Source organism: Tsukamurella pulmonis, assembly GCF_900103175.1.
In the GTDB taxonomy this organism is placed as follows: domain Bacteria; phylum Actinomycetota; class Actinomycetes; order Mycobacteriales; family Mycobacteriaceae; genus Tsukamurella; species Tsukamurella pulmonis.
The window spans coordinates 3,227,051-3,248,293 of record NZ_FNLF01000002.1; the positions used below are offsets into that span (position 1 = coordinate 3,227,051).

Below are 21,243 nucleotides of genomic sequence, written 5' to 3' on the forward strand. Positions count from 1 at the left end.
GTGGGGGTTGTGAGACGACGCATTCGGGTGGCGGTCGATCGAAGCAGCGTGTGTATGGGCGACGACATCGACAGCCACGCATCGACCGAGACGGTCAGACCGGGAACGACGCTCAGCGCCTTCCTCGGTGCGGCGGAGCCTCACGTCGGGTCGATCGGGTGGTCGTGGTTGGCACGCGTCGATGACGTGTACGCCGCAGTGTGGTCGATCGACCACGGAGTGCAGTTGCTAGTCGACGACTACCCGATCACCCGCGGCACTGCACCTAGGAACCTGTACTGGGTGTATTGGCAGCAGATCGATCCGGCCTGGTTGCACCATAAACTCTCCGGCGGAGCGCCAGTGAATTTCAAACGCCTCCACGACGAGTACAAGCCCATCGGATTGGAAAAGCAGGAGCGTGAGGAACGCCAACGAGAACGTGACATCGACGAGCGTTGCGTCAGCGCCAATTGCATGAGGGCCATCGAGAACCTCGGTGCTGACATCGAGCTTCACAACGACCGGCTGCTCCGATTCGACCTGCTCGGTCTTCGGTGGACGTTCAAACGGAATGACTCGATGTTCGACATCTACGTCGGCGACGATTCTCCCGCTTCGATCCGCCCGCTACCGCTCGCAGAGCGTTGGCTTCTCACGGCGGTGGCCACCCGATCTACGCCGTGCTGGGACCTCTTTTCGCTTGCACCTGCCGAGAGCACATTCGAATGGCGCGCAATGTCACCGACACTCGGCCGACCCGCACGATGGGAAGCCCGCAAGGACTACGCCGTAGCGCAACTAGAAGGGGATGACGCCGTCGCCTGCTTCCGATTCGCCGAAGGCAGGACTCTAGAGCAGATCATCGACGCGTTCGTCCGCGGAGAGTAGAGGCACGGCATCGCGACGACGATCGGAGTTGGAAGCCGACGGCGCACGCCACGACGAGCGTGATCCCGGTGGCCGCGCCGCCCGGCACGTCGATCACGCCGATCCGGGCGCACCACCGTGCCACGCCGATGACCCACCACAGCTCCGGTCCCGTGGCGCGCACCGCGAGCGCGGCGACGGGGCCGAGGACGGGCGCGGCCAGAGCCGCGAGGGTGCCGACCACGGTGATCACCGGGATCACCGGCCCCGCCAGCAGATTCGCCGCGACGCCGCCGAGCGGCACCCGACCCGAGAACGCGACGACGAGTGGCAGCGTCACCACCTGCGCCACCACTGTCACCGCCAGCAGGCCCGCCAGTGTGTCCGGCACGCGGGCGGTCACCAGCCGATCGCGCAGTACCGGCGACCACAGCACCAGGCCGGCGGTGGCCACCACCGACAGCGCGAAGCCGATGTCGCGGGCCAACGCCGGCCGGACCAGCATCAGCACGATGATCGCCGCGAACAGCGCGACCAGCGGCTGCCGCCCGCGACGCAGCGCCAGCGCCGCCACGCCGACCAGGCCCATCACCGCCGCCCGCACCACCGACCCGGTGGGCCCCACCAACCCGACGAACGCGACGATCGCCACCGTCGTCACCACGGCGCGTGCCCGCAGCGGCAGTCCGAGCGCCGCACACAGGCCTAGCACGCAGAGCGCGATGATCGCGAAGTTGGCGCCGCTCACGGCCGTCAGGTGGGTCAGGCCGGAGTCCTGGAAGTCACCGCGCACCGTCGGGAGCGTGGCGGACTCGTCGCCGAGCACGAGCGCGGGGAGCAGCCCGGCGGCGTCGACGGGCAGGGACTGCCCCGCGACCGCTGCGAGCGAGCGGCGCACCGCGGCAGCGGCCCGGAAGTACGGCGGCGCGCGCTCGAGCACTCTCGGCTCCCCCGCACCGATGAGCACGGCCGCCACGAGCCCCGGCCGGGTACTGCGCAGCACCGTCGAGCGGATCGCGACGTGCTGCCCCGGCACGAGGGCGCCCAGATCGTGTGTCGCGCCGAGGAGCAGGACTGCGCCGTGCACGCCCGTCGGCGGGTCCGACCGCACCGCCACGGCCGTGGCTGCCACCAGCACCCGCGAGGCGTCGAGGTGGCCGCCCGGATCGCCCGATCGTTGCCGCGGCCACTCGTCGATCTCCAGCAGGACCTCGACCGAACCGCGTCCGTCGTACTCGGCGATCGAGGCGCGCTCGCGGTCGTGCACGCGCACCGCGACCGACGCGGCGACTCCCGCGCCGAGCCCGGCCGCGGCGGCCACCACGAGGCAGATCGCCTGCGCCGCGGGCCGCGCGTCCCGCCGCCGCGCGACGGCGGCGGCCGCCGCGATCGCCGCCAGCAGGACCGCCGCCCACGACGCCGCGGCCGCCGAGATCAGGGCGATCGCCGCGGCCGCCCAGCAGATCAGCGCCGCGGGCAGCAGCCGCAGGTCGAGCCGCTCCTGCACGTCACACCGTGGCCATCGGCTTGATCTTCGCCAGCTTCGCGTCCCCGATCCCGCTGACCTTTCCCAGATCGTCCACCGAGCGGAAGGGACCGTTCTGCTCGCGGTAGGCGATGATCGCGGCCGCCGTCGCCGCGCCCACGCCCGGCAGCCGGTCGAGTTCCGCAGCGCTCGCGGTGTTGATGTTCACCGATCCGGTGCCGGCCGCTGCGGCGGCTCCCGTGCCCGGCGCACCCGACGATGACGCGGCGCCCGGCGCCGATCCCGAGGTGACCGAACTGCGCGGTGTCACCCCGGCTTTCGGGTCCACCGCGCCGACGACCACCTGGTCCCCGTCGCGCAGGGGCTGAGCGAGGTTGAGGTTCGTGGTGTCGGCGCCGCCGAGGGCCCCGCGCGCGGCGGTCAGCGCATCGGCGACGCGGGCCCCCGGCCGCAGCCGGTGCAGGCCGGGCGCGCGCACCAGGCCGACCACCGCCACCACCAGCTCCGCCGGCGCCGCGCTGGGGGCCGCGGCGGACGGCGGCGCGGCGGACGGCGGCGTGGGCGCGGACGGTTCCACCGATGCGGACGCACCGGCGAAGTCGACCACCGGGTACTCCCCGGTTCCGCCCTCGCGCGCCGGTCCGAACACCACCACCGCCGCGACGACGGCGGCGATCACCCCCACCACCACGAGGGCGACGGCGGCCCTGGGCGTGGTGCGCACCCGGTCGACGGTCGAGCGCCACCCCGACGGCTCCGGATCGTCCCAGAAGTCGTCGTCGTCCCTGCGCGTGCGCCGCCCGGGCGCGCGGTCGTCGTCCTCGTCGTCACGCACCCGTCCGAGTGCCGCCCGGCCCGCCGCAGCATCGGCCCCGAAGTCCTCCAGCCACGCGGGCCGCGCGAAGATCTGCTCATCCGCGAGGCCGGTGCCGGCCGTCGCCTCTCGTTCGCCGTTCATGCGACGAACGTAGAACGACGACACCGTCGGACAGCGCCGCAGAAGGCCTGGCGACGGGGCGCCTGTGGATAACCCCGAACCTGTGGAGGAACGGCCCGGCACGGGCCGCACCGACGGTGGGGTGTGCTAGGCCTCGGCCTCGTCGGCGACGAGCGCCGGCGCGACCGCGACGCCCACCGCGCCCGGCCCGAGATGCGCAGCGATGGTGCCGCCGAAGGGGCCGATCACCAGCTCCTGCAGCTGCGGGAACTCCTCCTTGACCAGCGCGGCGACGCGCTCCGCGGCCTCGGGCGCCTCGACGTGGTGCACGGCCACGCGCGACGGCCGGTTCCCGAGGTGCTGCGACGCCAGCGCCGCCAACTGATCCCGCGCCCGCGAGACGGTGCGGGTCTTGCGCTCGGAGACGATCCGGCCGTCCTGCAACCGCAGCACGGGCACGATCTGCAGCGCGCCGCCGAGGAGCTTCGCCAGGGCGCTCACCCGGCCACCGGCACGCAGGTGGTCGAGCGTCGCGACGCAGAAGAAACCCTCGGCACCGTCGAGCACCTGCTGCGCTGCGTCGGAGACCTCCTGGGCGGACGCGCCGGCGCGGGCCAGTCGCGCGGCCTCGAGGACACCGAAGCCCATGGCCATGTCGATGCTGCGCGAGTCGATCACCGTGATGTCGGCGTCCATCAGCGCCGCCTGCGCGACCGACGTGGAGTAGGTGGAACTCAGGTGCGAGCTCATGGTGATCACGACGACGCCGTCGACGCCGGCCTCCTCGACCGCGGCCGCCAGCACCTCCCGGACCTCGCCCACCGACGGGCCCGACGTGGTCACGCCCTCCTTGACGAAGCGCTCCGCCTGGTACCCCGTGCCGCGGTCGATGTACTCGTTCTCGCCGGCCAGCACGTGCAGCGGCAGGATGCGGATGCCCAGCTCGGCGAGCCGCTCCGGGGCGATCGCGGCCGACGCGTCGGTCACCACGACGACACTCATCGCGCTCCCCCTTCCGTGCCGCGCAGTGCGCGCAGCACCCGCTGCGCCACCTGCTCGTGCATCTCGAACGACCAGTGGATCCCGTCCAGGTTATTGATCCCCAGGTCGAACGACCACTCGCACAGGTCACGCAGGGGGACCATGGGCACGCCTGTGTCGTCGGACCAGGCCCGCATCGCGCTCTCGGTCCGCGCCCACCCGGGATGCGCGAAGGAGTACGCCAACGCGCGGTGCGTGGGCGGCGCGAGCACCGCCACCGGCGCCTCGGGGCGCAGGGAGTGGATCGAGTCGTAGGTCTTGCCCAGGTAATCGACGGTGACGTGCGGCGGCAGCGCCATCGGCCAGCCGACGGGGGCGAAGGTCTTCTGCAGGACGGCGTAGCCGTCGCGGGCCCGGGCTCGCAGCGATGCGGGCCGCAGGTAGCGGATCTGCTCGCGGATCGCGGTCGGCAACGGCGAGGGCAGCGAATCCATGCCGCCCAGGGCGAGCACCGCCGCCTGCACCGTGGGCACGGCCGACCAGACCCGCGGGTCCTGCGTCACGCACCACCAGCCGTCGCGGGTGGTCCATCCGACGCGGGCGAAGAGCTCGCAGCGCAGTCCCAGCTCGGCGGCCACCAGGTTGGGCCAGATCCGCGGATCCGATGTCGGCAGCGCGCCCTCGGGCCCGTAGAAGCCCAGGGAGTCGCTGAGCACCAGGAGGGTGCCGGACGGCGTCGCGCTCACTGGACCTCGGGGGCCACGTCCGACGAGGCGTTCCACACGTCGAGCCGCCACCGCGGCACGTCGCCGTGGCCGGAGAGCTGCACCCAGCTGCAGTTGCCGAGGCCACCGAGGATCGGCCAGGAGGTCACCGGCAGGTCCAGCAGGCGGGCGGTCAGCGCGGCGACGAGGCCGCCGTGTGCGACCAGCACGACGGGGCGCTCCGAATCGCCCCACTCCGGCAGCCGCTCGATGAGCTCCTCGACCAGCGGGAACGAGCGTGCCGCGACGTCCACCCGGGCCTCCCCGCCGGGCGGGGCCCACTCGGGCGCGTCCCGCCAGCGCAGCCGCGCGCCGGGCATGTAGGCATCGACCTCGGCGTGGGTGAGCCCCTGCCAGTCCCCCAGCAGGGTCTCGCGCAGCCGCACGTCGGTCTCGACGGTGCCGCCGGTCACGGCCGCCAGTGCGTCCGCGGTGTCGCGGGCGCGACGCAGGTCGGAGCTGACGATCGCGAGCGGATCGCGATCGCCGAGCGCCTGGGCCGCCGCGGCGGCCTGCCGCCGCCCGAGATCGGTGAGGTCGGTGTCGAGTTGGCCCTGCATGCGGCCCTCGGCGTTCGACGCGGTCTGGCCGTGCCGGAGCAGGACGAGCCGGCGCACCGTCGGGGTCAGGCGCTCGACCGAGGAGTCGAGACCGTCCTCCACGTGCATCAGGCGTCCTCGCGGTCTCCGTCGGCGCCCTCGGTGCGGGCGTGCTCGCCCAGGCCCTCGACCTCGATGTGCGGGCAGTCCTTCCACAGTTTCTCGAGGGCGTAGTACTCGCGCTCCTCCTCGTGGAAGACGTGCACCACGATGTCGAGGAAGTCGAGCAGCGCCCAGCGGCCCTCGCGGGCGCCCTCGCGGCGGGTGGGCTTGACGCCGGCCTCGCGGAGCTGGTCCTCGACCTCCTCGACGATGGCGTTCACCTGCCGCTCGTTGCTCGCCGACGCGATGACGAAGGCCTCGGTCAGCACGAGCTGCTCGGAGACGTCGAGCACGACTACGTCCCGGGCGAGCTTGTCGTCGGCCGCACGCGCCGCGATGGCGGCGAGGGTACGGGCCTGATCGGATGCGGTCATGATCCTCCTGGGTCCACGGTCTGGTCCGGTGCCGGGCGGCTCTGATAGAGAGAGCGCTTGGCGATGTACTGCACCACGCCGTCGGGCACCAGGTACCAGACGGGTCGCCCGGCGTCGGCACGCGCGCGACATTCGGTCGACGAGATGGCCAGCGCGGGCACCTCCACGAGGAACAATCTATCCTTCGGCACGTCCGAGAGGTGATCCGCGGCCAGCTGGTAGCCCGGCCGGGAGACCCCGACGAAGGTCGCGAGCCCGAACAGCTCCTCCCAGTCCTGCCAGCTCAGGATCGACGCGAGAGCGTCGGCGCCGGTGATGAAGAACAGGTCGGTGTCGGGGCTCTGCCGGTGCAGATCGCGCAGCGTGTCGACGGTGTAGGTGTCGCCACCGCGATCGATGTCGACGCGGCTCACGCCGAAGCGCGGGTTCGAGGCGGTCGCGATGACCGTCATCAGGTAGCGGTCCTCGGCGGGCGTGACCTCGCTCTTCTGCCAGGGCCTGCCGGTGGGGACGAAGATCACCTCGTCGAGGTCGAAGCGGTCCGCCACCTCGCTCGCGGCCACGAGGTGCCCGTGGTGGATGGGGTCGAAGGTCCCGCCCATCACGCCGACGCGACGGCGGCTCTTCTCACCGGCGCGGGGGTTCCCGGCGGCGCTGGACTCACGCATAACGGTCCATCCTATGCGTCGCCCTGCGACGTCACACGGGCAGCAGGCGGCCGATGACCTCGGCCAGCTGCCCCGCGGTGCGACATTCGTACATGTCGATCAGCCGCCCGTACTTGTCGGCGACGGAATCGCCGGTCCCCCACGACGCCCTCCGCTCGGGATTGAGCCAGAAGGCGTGCCGCGACTTCTCGACGAGCTCGTCGAGTTCGGCGAGCGCGGGGTCGGTGTGGTTGGAGCGCGCGTCCCCGAGGATCAGCAGCGTCCCCCGGTGCGTGACCGCGTCCGGGAAGTCGCGGACGAAGGTCCGCAGGACGTTGCCGTAGTCCGAGCCGCCGAACCGCGCGACGTTGGTCTCCCGGATCACCCGGTCGAACATGTCCACCACGGTGTCCACGGTGAGCGTGCGCGACGGGTCGATGTAGTCGGTGATCTCATCGACCGAGTCGACGAACCCGAACACCCGGATCTTGGAGAACTCCGCGCTGAGCGCGTGCGTGAGCAGCAGCGTGAAGTTGGAGAAGCCCGCGACGGAGCCGGAGAGGTCGCACAGCAGCACGAGCTCGGGCTTGGTGGGCCGGGGCCGACGGTGCGCGAGATCGATCGGCACGCCGCCGGTGGACATCGACTTGCGCAACGTGCGCCGCAGGTCGATGGGGCCGCGACGGGCGCGGCGCCGGCGCACGAGCAGGCGCGTGGACAGCTGCCGGGCCAGCGGCCGGACGGTCTGCTCCATGCGGTGCAGCTCGGTGCGCGTGGCGGCGAAGAACGCGACGTTCTCCGGCAGCTGCGGCGCGGCGTACTGCGCGACGGCCTCGGGCCCCCGTCGGGCCGCCATGGCGACGGACGTGAGCTCCTGCACCCGCTCGGTGAGGCCCGCGACGCGCGAGCGCGCGACCCGGCGCGCCGACTCGTACTCGAAGCTGCCCGGTGCGGCGCCGTCCTCGCCGGCGGCGGCGAGCAGTCCGTTGGCGATGGCGGCGATCAGCGTCTGCGGGTTCAGCGCTTTGAGCGCCTGGTACGAGGAGAAGGCGGTGCCCGTGGCCGACTGGTACTCCCCGAGCTGCTCGACGATCTGGCTGGCGATGCCGTCGTGGTCGCCGCCCGCCACCAGCGCGGCGACGGCCTCCTGCCGCAGCGCCTCGCGCGTCGCGTCGGGATCGGGCGGGGTGTCGGCGGCCGGCATCTTCAGCGGGTCGACCTGGTCGGGCGCCTCCCCCGGCACGCCCTGGCATCCGCCCGGCCCGCCCTGGCCGGAGCCGCCGGTGGCGCCGTCGGCCCCGAAACCGCCCCGGACGGGGAAGTACAGGTCGAAGATCACGTCGAAGGTCTTACGGTGCATCTGCTCGCGCAGCAGTACCGCGGCGAGGCCCTCGCGGAGCTGGCTCCGGTCGGTGAGGTCGAGCACCGTCAGCACCTCGGCGGCGGTGATCGCCTCGCCGGGGCCGATGGCCATGCCCCGCTCGCGCAGCGTCCGCACGAAGGCGTGCAGGTGCTGATCGAGCGGGGTGCCGGCGGTCGTCATTACAGTCCCAGCGCCGTGGCCGCGGTCTCGATGTCGACCTGATGCTTGAGCACCACCCCCAGCGTCGGGCGCAGGGCCGCCTTGTCGATGGAGCCGTTCGCGCTGCCGGTGACGCCCAGCGCGAGCAGGGTGCGGCACCAGTCCAGCGTCTCCGAGACCGACGGCTTCTTCTTCAGGTCCAGCCCGCGCAGCGTCGAGATGACGCGGAGCAGCTGCTGCGCCACCTCGGTCGGCAGGTCGGGGACGCGGCTGCGGATGATCGACAGTTCCAGCTCGGCGTCCGGGAAGTCGATGTGCAGGTAGAGGCAGCGCCGCTTGAGCGCCTCCGACAGCTCGCGGGTGGCATTGGAGGTGAGGAAGACCAGCGGCTTGCGCACGGCGGTGATGGTCCCCAGCTCGGGCACCGTCACCGCGTAGTCCGAGAGCACCTCCAGCAGCAGGCCCTCGAACTCGAGGTCGGCCTTGTCGGCCTCGTCGATGAGCAGCACCGACGGTCCGTCCTCGCGCACGGCCTGCAGGAGGGGCCGCGGGAGGAGGAACTCCTCCGAGAAGACGTCCTGCTTGGTGTCGTCCCAGTCCCCGTCGCCGCCGGAGGACTGGATACGCAGGATCTGCTTGGCGTGGTTCCACTCGTAGAGGGCGCGGGCCTCGTCGATGCCCTCGTAGCACTGCAGGCGGACGAAACGCGCGGCGCGGGCCTGCGAGCAGGCGCGGGCCAGCTCGGTCTTGCCGACGCCGGCGGGCCCCTCGACGAGGAGCGGCTTGCCGAGCTTGTCGGCGAGGAAGACGGCGGTGGCCGTCGCCACGGACGGGATGTACCCCGTCTCGCGGAGCGCGGCGGCGACGTCGTCGACGCTGGTGAACAGGGCGGTGGGAGCCGGGGTGGCGGCGAGAGTACTCAGCGTGCTGCCTTCCGTTTGAGGACCTCCTTCTCGAAGCCCTTCGACGCGATCTCTGCACTCATCTTCACACCCTTGCGAACGACGAAGCCGGGCAGCTTGATCTTGAGGTCGATGTTCATGTCGCACAGCACGCGGACGCGGTCCTCGCCGAGGGGCGTGAGCTGGTAGTACCCGCCCTGCGAACGCACGGCCATCCCCTCGCCCTCGGACTGCCAGGCGACCTTCGTCTCCGGCGTGAAGTCGTAGCGGAAGCGCATCGTGTCGCTGATCCCGACCATGCCCGCCTCGACCTCGACGACACGTGGGTCGCCCGCCGCGTCGCGCTCGACGACGGTCACGCTCTTGTGCGAGGCCGACCACTCGGGCAGCGACTCGACGTCCAGCAGCGTCGCGTACGCGAGCGCGGCGGGGGCGTCGATCTCGAACTCGACCTTCTCGTTGATTGCCATTGCAACAATCTAGCTGTGCCGCCGGCCCCACCGAACCGAGCCCGGCGGTGGAGGGTCAGGAGGCGCTCTTGCGCTTCATGACCTCCTTGGTCAGCCCGTTCTTGATGATGTCCATGGCCAGCTTGATGCCCTTCTTCACCACGAAGCCGGGCGCCTTGACCTTGGGGTCGAGGTACATCGTGACCTTGACGTGGGTCTGATCGTCGCCCTTGGGCGCGAGCTCGTAGATACCGCCCTGGCTGCGCACGGCGGTGCCCTCGTTGCGGGTGTCCCACTTGCAGCTGACGTCGGTGAAGACGTAGTCGAAGGTCAGGTTGTCGCTGAACATCATCAGGCCGACGGACGCGTCGACCACGCTGGGGCGGCCGTTGGCGTCGCGCTCGACCACCTTGACGTTGCTGTGGGCCGAGGACCAGTCCGGCAGCGCCTCGACGTCCGCGAGCGTGTCGAGGACCAGGGAGACCGGCGCGTCGATGTCGAATTCGAGGGACTCGTTGATTGCCATGGCGACAACCTACCCCCGACGGTGCGCCCGTCCGGCCGGGTCGCGATTACCGGGGCCGAACGTGCCCGTCGCCCCACGCGATCCACTTGGTGGAGGTGAGTTCCGGCAGACCCATCGGGCCGCGGGCGTGCAGCTTCTGCGTCGAGATCCCGATCTCGGCGCCGAAGCCGAACTGCTCGCCGTCGGTGAAGGCGGTGGACGCGTTGACCATGACGGCGGCGGCGTCCACCCGGGTGGTGAAGGCGCGGGCGGCGGCGAGGTCACCGGTGACGATCGCCTCGGTGTGCCCGGTGCCGTAGCGGTCGATGTGCTCGATCGCCTCGTCCAGCCCGTCGACGAGCTTCACCGCGATGTCGAGGCTGAGGTACTCGTCGGCCCAGTCGGTGTCGGTGGCGGGCACCATGCCGGTCTCGTCGCCGTGCACGATCACGCCCTCGGCCTGGAACGTGCCGAGCAGGCGGGGCAGGAAGACGTCCTTGAGCGCCGCGTCCACGAGCACGGTCTCGACGGTGTTGCACACGCTGGGCCGGCGGGTCTTGGCGTTGACCACGATCCGCTCGGCCATGTCGAGGTCGGCCGCGGGGTGCACGTAGATGTGGCAGTTGCCGGTGCCGGTCTCGATGGTGGGCACGGTCGCGTCGCGCACGACGGCCGCGATCAATCCGGCGCCGCCGCGCGGGATCACCACGTCGACGAGGCCGCGGGCGCGGATCAGGGCGGTGACGCTGGCCCGGGAATCGGCGGAGAGCAGCGCGACCGCGTCGGGCGTGATCCCGCTCGCCTGCAGCGACTCCCGGAGCACGGCCACGAGGGCGGCATTCGACGAGGCGGCCGAGCTGGAGCCGCGCAGCAGCACGGCGTTGCCGGACTTGAGCGTGAGCCCGAACGCGTCGACTGTGACGTTGGGCCGGGCCTCGTAGACGATGCCCACCACGCCGAGCGGCACGGCGACCTGCCGCAGCTCGAGGCCGTTGGGCAGGGTCGATCCGCGCAGCACCGTCCCGATGGGGTCCGGCAGCCCGGCGACCTGACGCAGGCCGGAGGCGATGCCGTCGACCCGGGCCTCGGTGAGGGCGAGCCGGTCGATGAGCGACTCCTCGGTGCCGGCGGCGCGGGCGCGCTCGACGTCCTCCGCGTTCGCGGCGAGGATGCGGTCCTTGTGCGCCAGCAGCGCGTCGGCGGCGGCGTGCAGCGCGGCGTTCTTCTGCTCGGTGGTCAGCGTGATCAGCTGCTTCGAGGCGGCGCGGGCGGCGCGGGCCGCCTCCTCGACCGCGGCGGTCGCGGCCCGCAGTTCGGCGTCGGCGGTGGCGTCGGAGGCGGTGGGCGTGCTCATGGTCCGAGAATACGGGGCCGCCGGAATCGTCAGTGCGCGGTGCTACGTTGCGCTCGTGTCCCGCCGAAGAACCGCTCGCAGCCTGTCGCGGCAGGCGTGGATCTCGCTGCTCCTCGTGGTCGCGACCGCGGTCTTCGTGGCCGTCGGCGCGCTGCGCGACCGCTCCTCCGCGGAACCCTCCTCCGGTCCCGCGGCCCCCTCGGCGGGACCGTCCGCGGGTGCACCCCTCGCCGGGGTCCGGATCGTCGCCGCCCGCGAGCGCGCGCCGCAGCCCTACCGGCGCGCCGCCTTCGGGAAGGCGTGGACGGACGATCAGTCGGCCCCGCTCGGGCACAACGGCTGCGACACTCGTATTATCTATAGCGAATTTCCGGAGCTAGCCCGCCGTAGTGCTCTGACGTGCAATAAGTCGATGCACGCCTGCGCTTCGACTGAACGAGCGACGTGTGGCACATCACGGAGGTGACTCTAATGAATTTGGCTGCGGGCAGGTGCAGCGGCTCCCCCTGTTGGCCTCGGTGGCTGCTGCCCTTGGTTACGACCGCAATCGCGACCGTTCAACATGTCGAGGTCATGCCGACCACTCACGCGGTGGAGCTGTGACCCGTCGCGAAGCGATCGGGGCCGCGGCGGCAGTGATGATGATCGCGGGCACCACGGGGTGTTCGATCGCGCCGGGTAGTGGAGAATCAGTTCTGGCCGCTCCTGCGTCTGGAACGGCAGCAGCGGGCACTGAGGCCGGTGACGGGCGTCGAGGTGCGTTGGCGGCGCTGGAGCAGCTTCCAGTCAAGGGGCGCGCACCGAAGACCGGATATGCGCGCAGCCAGTTCGGGATCGCGTGGACCGACGCGAACACAGTTCTGTGGGGCGGGGATTCGTTGAGCACTCGCGAGAACATCCTGTCGCGGGACTTGACCGATATCACTTGTAAGCCCCGGTCTGGGAAGACCTCTCCGCCGTGCGTGGTGCAGTCGGGTGTACTGCAGGATCCGTATACCGCCAAGACGCTGAACTTCGTTCGCGGGGACAAGACTTCGCCGTTGGTTCCCATCGATCACGCGGTGAGTTTGGGGGACGCATTCCAGAAGGGAGCACAACAACTTTCACTGGCCGAGCGCATCAATCTTGCTAACGACCCGCTGAATCTCGTTGCGACGACGCGTGAGCCAAACTCCGCGAAGAAGGATTCGGACGCAGCTTCGTGGCTGCCGCCCAACAAGGCGTTCCGATGCAACTACGTGGCGCGACAGGTCGCTGTAAAGGTTCGGTATCGACTCTGGGTGACGCGAGCCGAGAAGGAAGCCATCACCCGGGTGCTGTCGAGTTGCTCGCGTCAGATGCTGCCGACCGAGGCGGAGGAGGCCTTCAGAGTCGAATAGCTCGGGGTGGCCGACCTGTACGCGAAGGTCTTGAGAACGGAACGCTCGCGGGCAGCCGCGCCTGCTCGTGATGAGCTCGTAGCCGCGCCCGCTGGCGCACTCCTTAGCAGCGTCAGCACCGCCGGTCGGCAGGTCTTCATCCAAGACCTCGCTGGACGAATGGGGCTTCCAGGGTACATCGCCGCCACCATGAGACTCGCACGTGCGAGTTACGGTCCACCTCAACTGGTTCGCGGCGGACACTTCGGCTCGTGCTCATCGAAGCGCTCAACCTCGCCGAGCACCAGCTCAACACCCCCTCGAAGACGCCTGGCCTGCGGTTTGAATCGGGGAGAGGCAGAGTGGTATTCGCACGCGCGGATCGCACGCTGACTCGGCGTGCCAACTGCGCCCCCCTCTCAATCACCGGTTCGGTTACTGGCACGCTCGTGCCAATGTCTCGCAGAGCAAAACGCAACCGAACATCCCCCCAGGAGCTCCAGCCTGCAGCCCGTGATCACACCTCGCTGATCACGGCATTGCGACAGGTGGAGATCGCCGTCGACGACTTCAATCGCGAGGCCGCCCGGATTCACGCCGAGTACGGCATCGCCATCTCCCCGGAGCGGGTCTTCAACACCCCTGAGAACTCCGGCCTGGAGCAATACATCGAGGTCGCGATCGGCATAGTCGCAGGCAAGCGTCCCGTCGCCGTGTACGGCTCGGATAGCCGGCGCTGGACCGGCGCTCAGTCCCCACGCCAGGTCCTTGCCCTGCACGAAGCGGCCGGCGACAACACCATCGACTACCTGACGCAAATGGCTCTCAACATCGAGGTGATCAAGGCCAAGCAGGACGACCTCGACCGCAGCCTCAAGAAGAGGTGCCTTCGGCCGAATATCAACGGGAAACCTTGCCAGATGCGGCCGCTGTACCAGGCAGGAGTCGGCCACCAGGACGGGTTCGGATGCTGGCGTCACGCCACCGACAAGGAGAAGCGTGACCTCGAGGAGTCTCGAATCAGCATTGAGTTCAAGACCAGTTGCCCTGGATGCAAAGCCAGAGCGGGCGAGACGTGCTCAATTCCGACTGAGGGCCACCTCACCCCTGCTCAGGCCGGCCTGAAGATGGTTGACGGAGAGTGGCCGCGGGTGCGGGTTCTCGGCGGCGCCGACATTCACGTACCGCGGATCGAACTGATCCATCCTCGCGTCCTCGAACCCGCCGAGTAGACCTCTCGCACCTGGCGGGGGCCGACTGAGCCGCATCGAATCTCAGATGGGAGCGTCATCACGCCGCGATACCGCGACGCCCCTCCGATAGGTGGTTGTAGTTGAGGTGGGTCGAGACGTTTCGCTCGCACGCGTCACGACCACGAAGGTCATCGGTTCACCGGCGGTGGCGAGACCCTGCAGCGCCGAGCCTGCTCGCGTTCTCGCTTCGGTGCGACGGCGATCTTTCACCGATCTTGCGTTCAATCAGTGGTACGGGCGTTGCGACGAGCGCGTTCGCCAAGCACCTCATCAATGTCGATCAGCGGGAGGATCAGAGGCTGCCCTGGGGGTGGCGAGATCCTATGAGTGTGGATTTCACTGTTCATACGTTTGACAATCGCGCGGGCGGCAGCGGCGCTAGGAGCCGCGATCGCCTCGCTCCGAGCTTCAATGATTCGTCGACGAATATCGTCGGCTAGGTTCGGGTAGCGCAGACCTTCGCGCTCCATCTTCTTGCGCACCCACCAGTTCTCTCCATCTAGGACCGAGTCCGGCGGAATAGGCTTCCCTGCACCAGTCAAGTTATCGAACTCGCCACGATCCTGGGCTGCTTGAATCTGGGATTCAACCCATGACTCGAAGGAAACGCTCGCCGGCTTACGCTCTGTCATTCTCTCTCCAATCGAACTCGTAGAAGCTACCTCTTAGCGTCTCTGCGCGCTGGGAGCGCTAAAGCCACTGCCGCGGTGATTATCAAGATCGCAGCTATAGCGAGAAACGCACGATTGTATGCGGCAAGGAGCACAGATTTATCACTATCGTCAGCAACCGCAAACGTGACTAGAACCGCTAGCCCCAGGGCGCCTCCGACTTGCTTCATCGTATTCATCACACCCGAAGCTGCACCGGCTTCGTCAGGCGCAATACCCGAGTTGACCGCCGCAGTAATCGGAGTATTAAGCAGACCGCTTCCAACACTGAAGAGAATCGCAGGCAGCAGGATTCCCGAAACATAGGTGCTCTCGATCGACAGCTGAGACTGCCACCAGAAGCCCCCAGCGGCAATCACTGCACCTCCGGCAATCAGAATTCGTCCATCAACTCGTGCCATTAGCCACGGAGTTACTCCAACTCCAATAATAATTGCCACAACCGTGTGCGGCAAGAATGCCAGACCAGTTTGCACAGGACTGTAGCCCAATGCGTTCTGCATGGCAAGCGTCAAGAAGTACCACATAGGATTAAGGGACGCGCCGGCTAGAAATATCGCTATATTACCTACCGAAACCGAACGACTCTTGAAGATCTTCAGGGGAATCAATGGAGAGTTCGTGAATCGCGCCTCAACAACAATGAAAGCTATCACTAACAACGCACCGGCCGAGACCGTGAGCACTGTCGATCGCGCTCCCCATCCGCGGTCGGCCGCGAGCGTTATCCCGTACGCCAGGGTCCCCAAACCGGCAGTTGCCAGCACAGCCCCACCGGCATCCACTCGTGGCCGCTGACGAGTCAGTCTGTCGGCTTCAATGACTCGAACGGCCAGCAATGCGGCAGCGAGTCCGATCGGCACATTGATCAACAGGATAGATCGCCACGAGAGATACTCGGTGAGAACGCCTCCCACCAAGTTTCCCGCTGTGCCACCTGCTATGCCTACGGCGGTCCAGGTAGCGAATGCACGCGTCCTGCGAGGGCCTTCTGGGAAAGACGCGGTCAGTATCGTCAGGGTGCTAGGTGCCAAAATCGCCGCTCCCAGGCCTTGAATCGCCCGAGCAACTACCAGCATCCCGGCCGAGCTAACCAGACCTCCGACAAGACTGGACAGCGAGAAGATAGCAAGACCCACCAAGAAGGTACGCCGTCGACCGGCGAGGTCGGCGAGCCTGCCGCCTAGAAGTAGAAATCCAGCAAATGTGAGTACGTACGCATTTACAACCCACTGCAGATCGCCATCGCCAAAGCCAAGAGAGTCCTTGATCGAGGGGAGCGCGACGTTCACGACCGAGACGTCTAGTACCACCATGAACTGTGCGGCACAGACCACCGCCAGCGTGATGCCAGTCGGCGCACGGCCAGAGCGCTCAGGTCCGGTTGCTGCCACACCGTGCTGCATGGACTCACCCCCGTAGGACCGCGGATTGATACGTTTGTATCATACTACTGGTTCAGACGACCGCTCGCTCACCCCTGACGAGATCCGAGATCTGACGTGCCGGTCCTTCCAACCTGGGATGATGGGCGCCAATCAGTGGTTAAGATCCCGAATCCGCGGTTGACAAGAGATGCAGCGATGTCGGCCAGTCCGGATCGGATGGACTCACTCGGCCAACCGCCAGCCAGGAACCTCAAGGTCGTGTTCGCTGCCATTGAGGATCTGCATATGCAGACGTCGAAACCCTTGCGAAGGATCGATCCCTAGTTCTTCCCGTAGGACGATCAGCAAACGTCCGTACACCTCAAGCGCCTCGCTACGGCGGCCCAGTCTGGTCAGCGCGGTTGGCTATGTCAAGTTGATCTGGCCCCGGTAGGGCGGTTTCATTCGGCCCCACCTGAGTGGGGCCCTGAGCCGCTAGAGTCCGGGGTGTGGATGGGCGGCCGCGGGTGCGCAGTGTGGTTGCGCCGACTGGTTGGGATCGCGAGTCGGTGCGTGCGTATGCCGAGTTCGTGATCGCGCGTGATGATCAGCTCGGTGATCAGGTATCGGTCCGGGTGAAGATTAAAGACGGGGAGCCACTGCCGAACCTGACGACCCGGTGGACCGTGGTTTATGTCACTCACCAGAACCGGGCCTTGCGCCGGCATCTGTCGGTAGTCAAGGACGAACGCCGCGCTTAGCCCGCGGTAGCTGCTGCTTCGGTGTGAGCCAGGCGGTAGCTGTGAGTGCCGGTTTCGATGATGGTGCCGCGGTAGGTGAGCCGGTCGACGATCGCGGCGCAGAGTCGTGGGTCGGTGAAGGTGTCTGTCCAGCCGGAGAAGGACTGGTTGGAAGCGATCGCGACGCTGTTCTTCTCTTCGCGTTCGGTGAGGACTTGGAAGAGCAGTTCGGCGCCGCGGCGATCGAGTTCCATGTAGCCGAGCTCGTCGATGATGAGCAGGTCAACGCGGCCGTAGCGGTTGATGGTCTTCGCGAGCTGCTTCTCGTCAGCGGCCTCGACCAGCTCGTTCACTAGTTTGGTGGCGAGGGTGTAGCGGACTCTAAAGCCTTGCTCGGCGGCAGCGGTTCCCAATCCGATCAGCAGATGGGATTTGCCGGTTCCGGAGTCGCCGATGAGGCAGAGCGGCAGTCCGTGGCGGATCCAGTCGCCGGTGGCGAGCTGGTGGATGGTGGCGGGTTCGATGTCGGGGTTGGCGTCGAAGTCGAAGTCCGCCAGCCACTTCTCCCGCGGGAACCCCGCGGCTTTGACGCGGCGAACAGTGGAGCGGCGGTCCCGGTCGTCGACTTCGGCGAGCAGGAGTTCGGCGAGGAACCCCTGGTAGGACAATTGCTGCTTGGCGGCGGCGGTGAGGTGCTGGTCGATCATCGACCGCACTGTCGGCAGGCGTAGGCGCCGGCAGGCCTGGTCAACGGCGGCGAGGGCGGCTTCTTCGGTGAGGCCGCCCCGGCGGCGCAACGACGGGGCCAGCGCATTCGTCTGGTTCTTATTGGCGGTTGCGGTCATAGCCGGGTGGGCCTTTCAATCGGTGGTGGGTCCAGCGACTCAATCGGTGGTGGGTCCAGCGACGCAGGTAGCGCGTCGGAGGCAGTGCGTCGCCGGTGCTGCGGGAGCAGGCGGTCGTAGGCCGTAACGCTGGGCAGCGGTCGCCGGTCGGGTGGCAGGCCGGCGATCACCGCCGCGGGGTCTGCGAGCCGTCGTTGGGTGAGGCTGACAACTCGTTGCTCGCGTCGTTCGGCATGGCGATCGAGATGACGGCCAGCGTTGGCCCCACCTGTCTGGTCGGCAGCGACCGAGGCGTGCGCGAGCAGGCGGGCTTCGGCGCGGCGAGCCTCAACGGCGACGACCTCGGCGCTCACCGCCCCGACCCGCAATGCAGCATCGATGCCGGCGATCACCGCCGCGGCGGGCAGGCTGCGGTGCAGCAGCAGGACGTCGATCAGCTCGCTGGTGCCGTCGGTGTCGCCGTTGACTCGTCGGGCGGCGGCCCAGAACGCATCATGGCTGGCGGTGAACACCCCGGCAGCGCGGGCCTGCGCCAACGCCGTTGATCCCGGCAGGGCACCGGGTTTGAACTTGAGCACCTCGAGGTAGTGGTCGAGGTCGATCTTCGCGGTGCCGCGGCCGGCGACCCGTGGATGCCGCGCGACCAGGGTCCGGCCGTCGTAGACCAGCAGCTGGGAGGCTTGTAGTGAGACGCGGACTCGGCGGCCGATCAGGTGCGCCGGCACCGAATACTTCACCATCCGAACGGTGATCATCGCCGACCGATCGACCCGTGGTGTGAGGATCAGGCCCGGGTCGAAATCCTCCACCGGCAGCGGCGCGAGCGCTGCTCGGTCGTGCTCGTAGTCCTGGCCGATGGTGCGCAGTCGTCCGTCGATCCGGCGGCCCTCGTCGCGGTCCTCCCAGGCTTTGATCTGCTCGTTGAGCTCATCGAGGGACTCGACCTGCGGCATTGGGGTCAGCCGGTTGCGGCGGAACCATCCGACCTCGCCTTCAACGCCGCCCTTCTCGTGCGCCCCGGCGATGCCGGGCTGGCAGTAGAACGGATCGAATCCGTAGTGCGAGTGAAACAACGTCCACCGCGGGTTCTCCTGTCGCCGCCGGTCTCCGCCCTGCAGGACCGCGACCACCGCCGAGGTGAGATTGTCGTAGCGGATATGCCGGGTCGGGACCCCGCCGAGCTCGCGGAACGCCTCGACGTGCCCTTCGAGGAACGCTTCCTGCCCGCCGGTCGGATAGACCCGGTGAATGGCCTTGCCCGAGTGCGAGAGCCGGTAGACGAACATGTGGCACTTGGTCTTCACCCCGCCCAGGATCACCCAGACCTCGCCGAAGTCGACCTCCGCCTCCGCGCCCGGGGCGTGGTCCTGGGCGATGAACACCTCCGTCCGGCGGCCGGCCTCCACCTCGATCTGCGCCCGCCGGACCCGCACGTAGTCCCGCACCGTCGAATACGACAACTCGACCGCATCGTGCTCGATCGCCAGGCGTTCCCGGATCCGCGTCGCGGTGTGCCGCTGCTTACGCGGAGCATCCAGATCCGACCGCAACATCTCATCAATCGCCGCCTTGAACCGGTCCAACCGCGGCGACGACCGCTCCGGCGTCTTCCGCGGCGGCGGCTCCGCCGATGACAACGCCTGCCGCACCGTCCTCCGGTGCACGCCATGCTTGCGAGCCAACGCCCGGATACTCATGCCCTCGACCCGGGCGTCCCGCCGGATCTGCGCGAACAGCTCCACCTTCGATCCCATCATTGGCCACCACCTGCTTCGGCTCGGAAACGATGTTCACGAGCAACCATCAGGTGGGGCCAGATCAAACCGTCGCAACACCACCGGCGAGTCGCAAACGGGGCCAGGTCTAGCCGTCGAGCCGGGGCCTCTTCAAGCTGTCATAGCCACGCGGTCATCAACTGGTAGTAGAACGACTCGCGCAGAGGATATTTGGCACACAACTCATACAACTCGATAACTACTTCGCTGTAGCGCTCCAATTCCATCTGCGCCTCGGTGAGGAGCTCGCACGTCGACACGATCTCTTCCTCCAGTCTGGCAACACTGCCGCGGAGAATTTGTCCGTGTTTTACCCCTGCAAGGGGCGCACCGCGGATCATCCGCAACGCATGGCGCCCAGTCGACAACGCATCTTCTGCGGAACAGTGCAGCAACGACCTGGCTTTAGCGACGAGCTCACGGAAACGCAATACGTCGATGTCGAGAGCGTGCTGGTCGAGCGAGTAGCCCGGCGGTTCTGTCCTCACAATGGCAGCCGCATCACATCGGTAATCCAACGCCTCCAGCGCTTGACGCAGCTGGTATACGTACGTTTGCATGGTTGTTGTTGCACTGCGGGGCGGGCTTTCGGGCCACAGTTCTGCGATGAGTGTTTCCTGCATCACCAACGCACCTGGGCGCAGCGCCAATACTGCGAGCACCTGCTGAACCTTCGGAGACAACGATGCTTCGGTGCCACTCCAACCCAACTTCACTGGCCCAAGCAGTCGTACAGCCAACCCGGTAGGCTCCGTCGCAGTTAATCCACCTTCAATGACCTTCACGTGCATGTACCTCCCGGTACGCTTCCACTTTAGGACGAACACTTTGGCGATGGAGGCTGGTCAACATGACAGGTACGTGCGTCGCGCACCTCACCACCTCCAGGTTAGGGAAATGCGGTTTGCGCCATGCAGGACGCAACTGCATGCCCGGAAACGACTCGATTGCGCAGCGTTACCCCCCGGAAAGCAGCCGCCACGTCTGCCGGTAGCGGTTGTACGCTTGTACCCTATACGTGTGTACCACACAAACCTGAACGATGCAGGAGCAAACAGTGCCGCGCACGCCTGACCACACTGTGCGCCGCACGCAGATCGCGGACGCACTGGTCCGAACCGCGACTCGAAACGGCCTGCACGCAGTCACGATGCGGTCGGTAGCAGCTGAGGCCGGCGTCTCGCTAAGGCTCGTGCAGTACTACTTCGTCAACAAGGAACAGCTGCTGGCCGGTGCCCTCCTGCATCTTGAGCGCTGCAGTCACGAACGTTGGGCTCAGCGGCTGGCCGACATCCCGCAACCGCTGCCAGCACGTGCGGTGATTGAAGCGTTCGTTTCCGAGGCTCTTCCCACGGACGAATCGAGCCGGGCATTTCACCAACTGAGTATGTCCTACGCAGTCCTTGCAATGACGAACCCTCAGATCGCGGAACAACCGTTCATCAGTGGCGTGAGCCGCATCGAGAGCGAGCTCAGCAGCTTGTTCGAGCGCGCAGTCGATACGAACGAGATCGCAGCTGGTCGCGATGCTCACACCGAGGCCGTCAGACTGGCGGCACTGGTCAATGGGCTCGGGACTGGCATTCTTGTCGGCCAATACACAGACGAAGATGCTGCTCAGGTAGTCGCGTATCACCTCGATCGACTCTTCGATCAGGTTCCTACACGTCTCCCGCCGCCGGCCGAACTCGGCCGTCACGGCTGATGCCGGCAACACGCGCTCGGGTGCTTCGATGAAACTTCGACCGCATCTCGAAGGCCGT

General features: G+C 67.8%; 23 protein-coding genes. 5 read left to right on the forward strand and 18 right to left on the reverse strand.

Going from position 1 to position 21,243, the window contains the following annotated elements:
* Positions 1 to 54: 54 nt before the first annotated feature.
* The gene (locus BLQ62_RS15795; protein ID WP_068568877.1) at positions 55 to 870 is read left to right on the forward strand and encodes a hypothetical protein; all 816 of its coding nucleotides are present in this window, start codon (positions 55 to 57) and stop codon (positions 868 to 870) included.
* On the opposite strand, the gene BLQ62_RS15800 is transcribed toward BLQ62_RS15795, so the two are convergent.
* From BLQ62_RS15800 to BLQ62_RS15855, 12 genes are all read right to left on the reverse strand, one after another.
* A complete protein-coding gene (locus BLQ62_RS15800) occupies positions 842 to 2,356 on the reverse strand; it encodes a ComEC/Rec2 family competence protein (RefSeq protein WP_068568879.1) in 1,515 nt (504 codons plus the stop codon). The two genes, BLQ62_RS15795 and BLQ62_RS15800, sit on opposite strands and share 29 nt — an antisense overlap.
* 1 nt (position 2,357) lies before the next feature.
* Positions 2,358 to 3,293, reverse strand: coding sequence for a ComEA family DNA-binding protein (locus tag BLQ62_RS15805; protein ID WP_082756960.1), 936 nt, complete (start codon positions 3,291 to 3,293; stop codon positions 2,358 to 2,360).
* 126 nt (positions 3,294 to 3,419) lie between these two features.
* The gene (locus tag BLQ62_RS15810) at positions 3,420 to 4,274 is read right to left on the reverse strand and encodes a DegV family protein (RefSeq protein WP_068568881.1); all 855 of its coding nucleotides are present in this window, start codon (positions 4,272 to 4,274) and stop codon (positions 3,420 to 3,422) included.
* A complete protein-coding gene (gene octT / locus BLQ62_RS15815) occupies positions 4,271 to 4,999 on the reverse strand; it encodes a diglucosylglycerate octanoyltransferase (RefSeq protein WP_068529834.1) in 729 nt (242 codons plus the stop codon). The genes BLQ62_RS15810 and octT overlap by 4 nt, the downstream gene beginning before the upstream one ends.
* The gene (locus tag BLQ62_RS15820; protein ID WP_068529824.1) at positions 4,996 to 5,685 is read right to left on the reverse strand and encodes a histidine phosphatase family protein; all 690 of its coding nucleotides are present in this window, start codon (positions 5,683 to 5,685) and stop codon (positions 4,996 to 4,998) included. The genes octT and BLQ62_RS15820 overlap by 4 nt, the downstream gene beginning before the upstream one ends.
* Positions 5,685 to 6,092: a ribosome silencing factor gene (gene rsfS, locus BLQ62_RS15825; protein WP_068529821.1), complete on the reverse strand. Its 408-nt coding sequence runs from the start codon at positions 6,090 to 6,092 to the stop codon at positions 5,685 to 5,687. Before rsfS ends, BLQ62_RS15820 begins: the two co-directional genes overlap by 1 nt.
* On the reverse strand, positions 6,089 to 6,760 hold the full coding sequence (gene nadD, locus BLQ62_RS15830; protein ID WP_068529817.1) for a nicotinate-nucleotide adenylyltransferase: 672 nt from the start codon (positions 6,758 to 6,760) through the stop codon (positions 6,089 to 6,091). The genes rsfS and nadD overlap by 4 nt, the downstream gene beginning before the upstream one ends.
* A gap of 31 nt (positions 6,761 to 6,791) precedes the next feature.
* Positions 6,792 to 8,282 carry a vWA domain-containing protein gene (locus BLQ62_RS15835; protein WP_068529814.1) on the reverse strand — a complete coding sequence of 497 codons (1,491 nt, stop codon included), beginning with the start codon at positions 8,280 to 8,282 and terminating at the stop codon, positions 6,792 to 6,794.
* A complete protein-coding gene (locus tag BLQ62_RS15840; protein WP_068568954.1) occupies positions 8,282 to 9,184 on the reverse strand; it encodes an AAA family ATPase in 903 nt (300 codons plus the stop codon). The genes BLQ62_RS15835 and BLQ62_RS15840 overlap by 1 nt, the downstream gene beginning before the upstream one ends.
* Positions 9,181 to 9,633, reverse strand: a complete 453-nt coding sequence (locus BLQ62_RS15845; protein ID WP_068530532.1) for an SRPBCC family protein — start codon at positions 9,631 to 9,633, stop codon at positions 9,181 to 9,183. Before BLQ62_RS15845 ends, BLQ62_RS15840 begins: the two co-directional genes overlap by 4 nt.
* A gap of 55 nt (positions 9,634 to 9,688) precedes the next feature.
* The gene (locus BLQ62_RS15850) at positions 9,689 to 10,138 is read right to left on the reverse strand and encodes an SRPBCC family protein (protein WP_068568882.1); all 450 of its coding nucleotides are present in this window, start codon (positions 10,136 to 10,138) and stop codon (positions 9,689 to 9,691) included.
* A gap of 46 nt (positions 10,139 to 10,184) precedes the next feature.
* Complete coding sequence (locus BLQ62_RS15855; protein ID WP_068568883.1) at positions 10,185 to 11,471, reverse strand: glutamate-5-semialdehyde dehydrogenase; 1,287 nt, start codon at positions 11,469 to 11,471, stop codon at positions 10,185 to 10,187.
* A 599-nt stretch (positions 11,472 to 12,070) separates the two neighbouring features.
* Between BLQ62_RS15855 and BLQ62_RS15865 the strand changes: the two genes are divergently transcribed.
* Positions 12,071 to 12,850: an HNH endonuclease family protein gene (locus BLQ62_RS15865; protein WP_231857759.1), complete on the forward strand. Its 780-nt coding sequence runs from the start codon at positions 12,071 to 12,073 to the stop codon at positions 12,848 to 12,850.
* Positions 12,851 to 13,101: 251 nt separating this feature from the next.
* Entirely contained in the window at positions 13,102 to 14,061 is a 960-nt protein-coding gene (locus BLQ62_RS15870; RefSeq protein WP_139184223.1) for a hypothetical protein, read from the forward strand.
* 242 nt (positions 14,062 to 14,303) lie between these two features.
* Here the strand turns inward: BLQ62_RS15870 and BLQ62_RS15875 are convergent, their stop codons facing one another.
* The 3 genes from BLQ62_RS15875 to BLQ62_RS24490 form a co-directional block, all read right to left on the reverse strand.
* Positions 14,304 to 14,714 (reverse strand): DnaJ family domain-containing protein, encoded by a 411-nt coding sequence (locus BLQ62_RS15875; RefSeq protein ID WP_082756961.1) that lies wholly within the window; start codon positions 14,712 to 14,714, stop codon positions 14,304 to 14,306.
* A 26-nt stretch (positions 14,715 to 14,740) separates the two neighbouring features.
* On the reverse strand, positions 14,741 to 16,159 hold the full coding sequence (locus tag BLQ62_RS15880; RefSeq protein ID WP_082756963.1) for an MFS transporter: 1,419 nt from the start codon (positions 16,157 to 16,159) through the stop codon (positions 14,741 to 14,743).
* A 204-nt stretch (positions 16,160 to 16,363) separates the two neighbouring features.
* Positions 16,364 to 16,537 carry a BTAD domain-containing putative transcriptional regulator gene (locus BLQ62_RS24490; protein ID WP_082756964.1) on the reverse strand — a complete coding sequence of 58 codons (174 nt, stop codon included), beginning with the start codon at positions 16,535 to 16,537 and terminating at the stop codon, positions 16,364 to 16,366.
* Between the two features lie 92 nt (positions 16,538 to 16,629).
* Between BLQ62_RS24490 and BLQ62_RS23425 the strand changes: the two genes are divergently transcribed.
* A complete protein-coding gene (locus BLQ62_RS23425; RefSeq protein WP_133298647.1) occupies positions 16,630 to 16,881 on the forward strand; it encodes a hypothetical protein in 252 nt (83 codons plus the stop codon).
* Here BLQ62_RS23425 and istB read toward each other — a convergent pair.
* The 3 genes from istB to BLQ62_RS15900 form a co-directional block, all read right to left on the reverse strand.
* Complete coding sequence (gene istB / locus BLQ62_RS15890; RefSeq protein WP_068526535.1) at positions 16,878 to 17,705, reverse strand: IS21-like element helper ATPase IstB; 828 nt, start codon at positions 17,703 to 17,705, stop codon at positions 16,878 to 16,880. The two genes, BLQ62_RS23425 and istB, sit on opposite strands and share 4 nt — an antisense overlap.
* The gene (istA, locus tag BLQ62_RS15895) at positions 17,702 to 19,459 is read right to left on the reverse strand and encodes an IS21 family transposase (RefSeq protein WP_231703188.1); all 1,758 of its coding nucleotides are present in this window, start codon (positions 19,457 to 19,459) and stop codon (positions 17,702 to 17,704) included. Before istA ends, istB begins: the two co-directional genes overlap by 4 nt.
* Before the next feature lie 140 nt (positions 19,460 to 19,599).
* Positions 19,600 to 20,265: an AfsR/SARP family transcriptional regulator gene (locus BLQ62_RS15900; RefSeq protein WP_160126306.1), complete on the reverse strand. Its 666-nt coding sequence runs from the start codon at positions 20,263 to 20,265 to the stop codon at positions 19,600 to 19,602.
* Positions 20,266 to 20,522: 257 nt separating this feature from the next.
* Here BLQ62_RS15900 and BLQ62_RS15905 point away from each other — a divergent pair, with 257 nt between their 5' ends.
* Entirely contained in the window at positions 20,523 to 21,185 is a 663-nt protein-coding gene (locus BLQ62_RS15905) for a TetR/AcrR family transcriptional regulator (RefSeq protein WP_197467331.1), read from the forward strand.
* Positions 21,186 to 21,243: the final 58 nt, after the last annotated feature.

Bases quoted from the DNA above. Each gene is read 5' to 3' on its own strand.
- BLQ62_RS15820 (WP_068529824.1), bottom strand. From the start codon at position 5,685: ATGCACGTGGAGGACGGTCTCGACTCCTCGGTCGAGCGCCTGACCCCG.
- istB (WP_068526535.1), bottom strand. From the start codon at position 17,705: ATGACCGCAACCGCCAATAAGAACCAGACGAATGCGCTGGCCCCGTCG.
- BLQ62_RS15795 (WP_068568877.1), top strand. From the start codon at position 55: ATGGGCGACGACATCGACAGCCACGCATCGACCGAGACGGTCAGACCG.
- nadD (WP_068529817.1), bottom strand. From the start codon at position 6,760: ATGCGTGAGTCCAGCGCCGCCGGGAACCCCCGCGCCGGTGAGAAGAGC.
- BLQ62_RS15805 (WP_082756960.1), bottom strand. From the start codon at position 3,293: ATGAACGGCGAACGAGAGGCGACGGCCGGCACCGGCCTCGCGGATGAG.
- BLQ62_RS15855 (WP_068568883.1), bottom strand. From the start codon at position 11,471: ATGAGCACGCCCACCGCCTCCGACGCCACCGCCGACGCCGAACTGCGG.
- BLQ62_RS15880 (WP_082756963.1), bottom strand. From the start codon at position 16,159: ATGCAGCACGGTGTGGCAGCAACCGGACCTGAGCGCTCTGGCCGTGCG.
- BLQ62_RS15845 (WP_068530532.1), bottom strand. From the start codon at position 9,633: ATGGCAATCAACGAGAAGGTCGAGTTCGAGATCGACGCCCCCGCCGCG.
- BLQ62_RS15875 (WP_082756961.1), bottom strand. From the start codon at position 14,714: ATGACAGAGCGTAAGCCGGCGAGCGTTTCCTTCGAGTCATGGGTTGAA.
- rsfS (WP_068529821.1), bottom strand. From the start codon at position 6,092: ATGACCGCATCCGATCAGGCCCGTACCCTCGCCGCCATCGCGGCGCGT.
- BLQ62_RS15905 (WP_197467331.1), top strand. From the start codon at position 20,523: ATGCAGGAGCAAACAGTGCCGCGCACGCCTGACCACACTGTGCGCCGC.
- BLQ62_RS15810 (WP_068568881.1), bottom strand. From the start codon at position 4,274: ATGAGTGTCGTCGTGGTGACCGACGCGTCGGCCGCGATCGCCCCGGAG.
- BLQ62_RS15835 (WP_068529814.1), bottom strand. From the start codon at position 8,282: ATGACGACCGCCGGCACCCCGCTCGATCAGCACCTGCACGCCTTCGTG.
- istA (WP_231703188.1), bottom strand. From the start codon at position 19,459: ATGGGATCGAAGGTGGAGCTGTTCGCGCAGATCCGGCGGGACGCCCGG.
- BLQ62_RS15850 (WP_068568882.1), bottom strand. From the start codon at position 10,138: ATGGCAATCAACGAGTCCCTCGAATTCGACATCGACGCGCCGGTCTCC.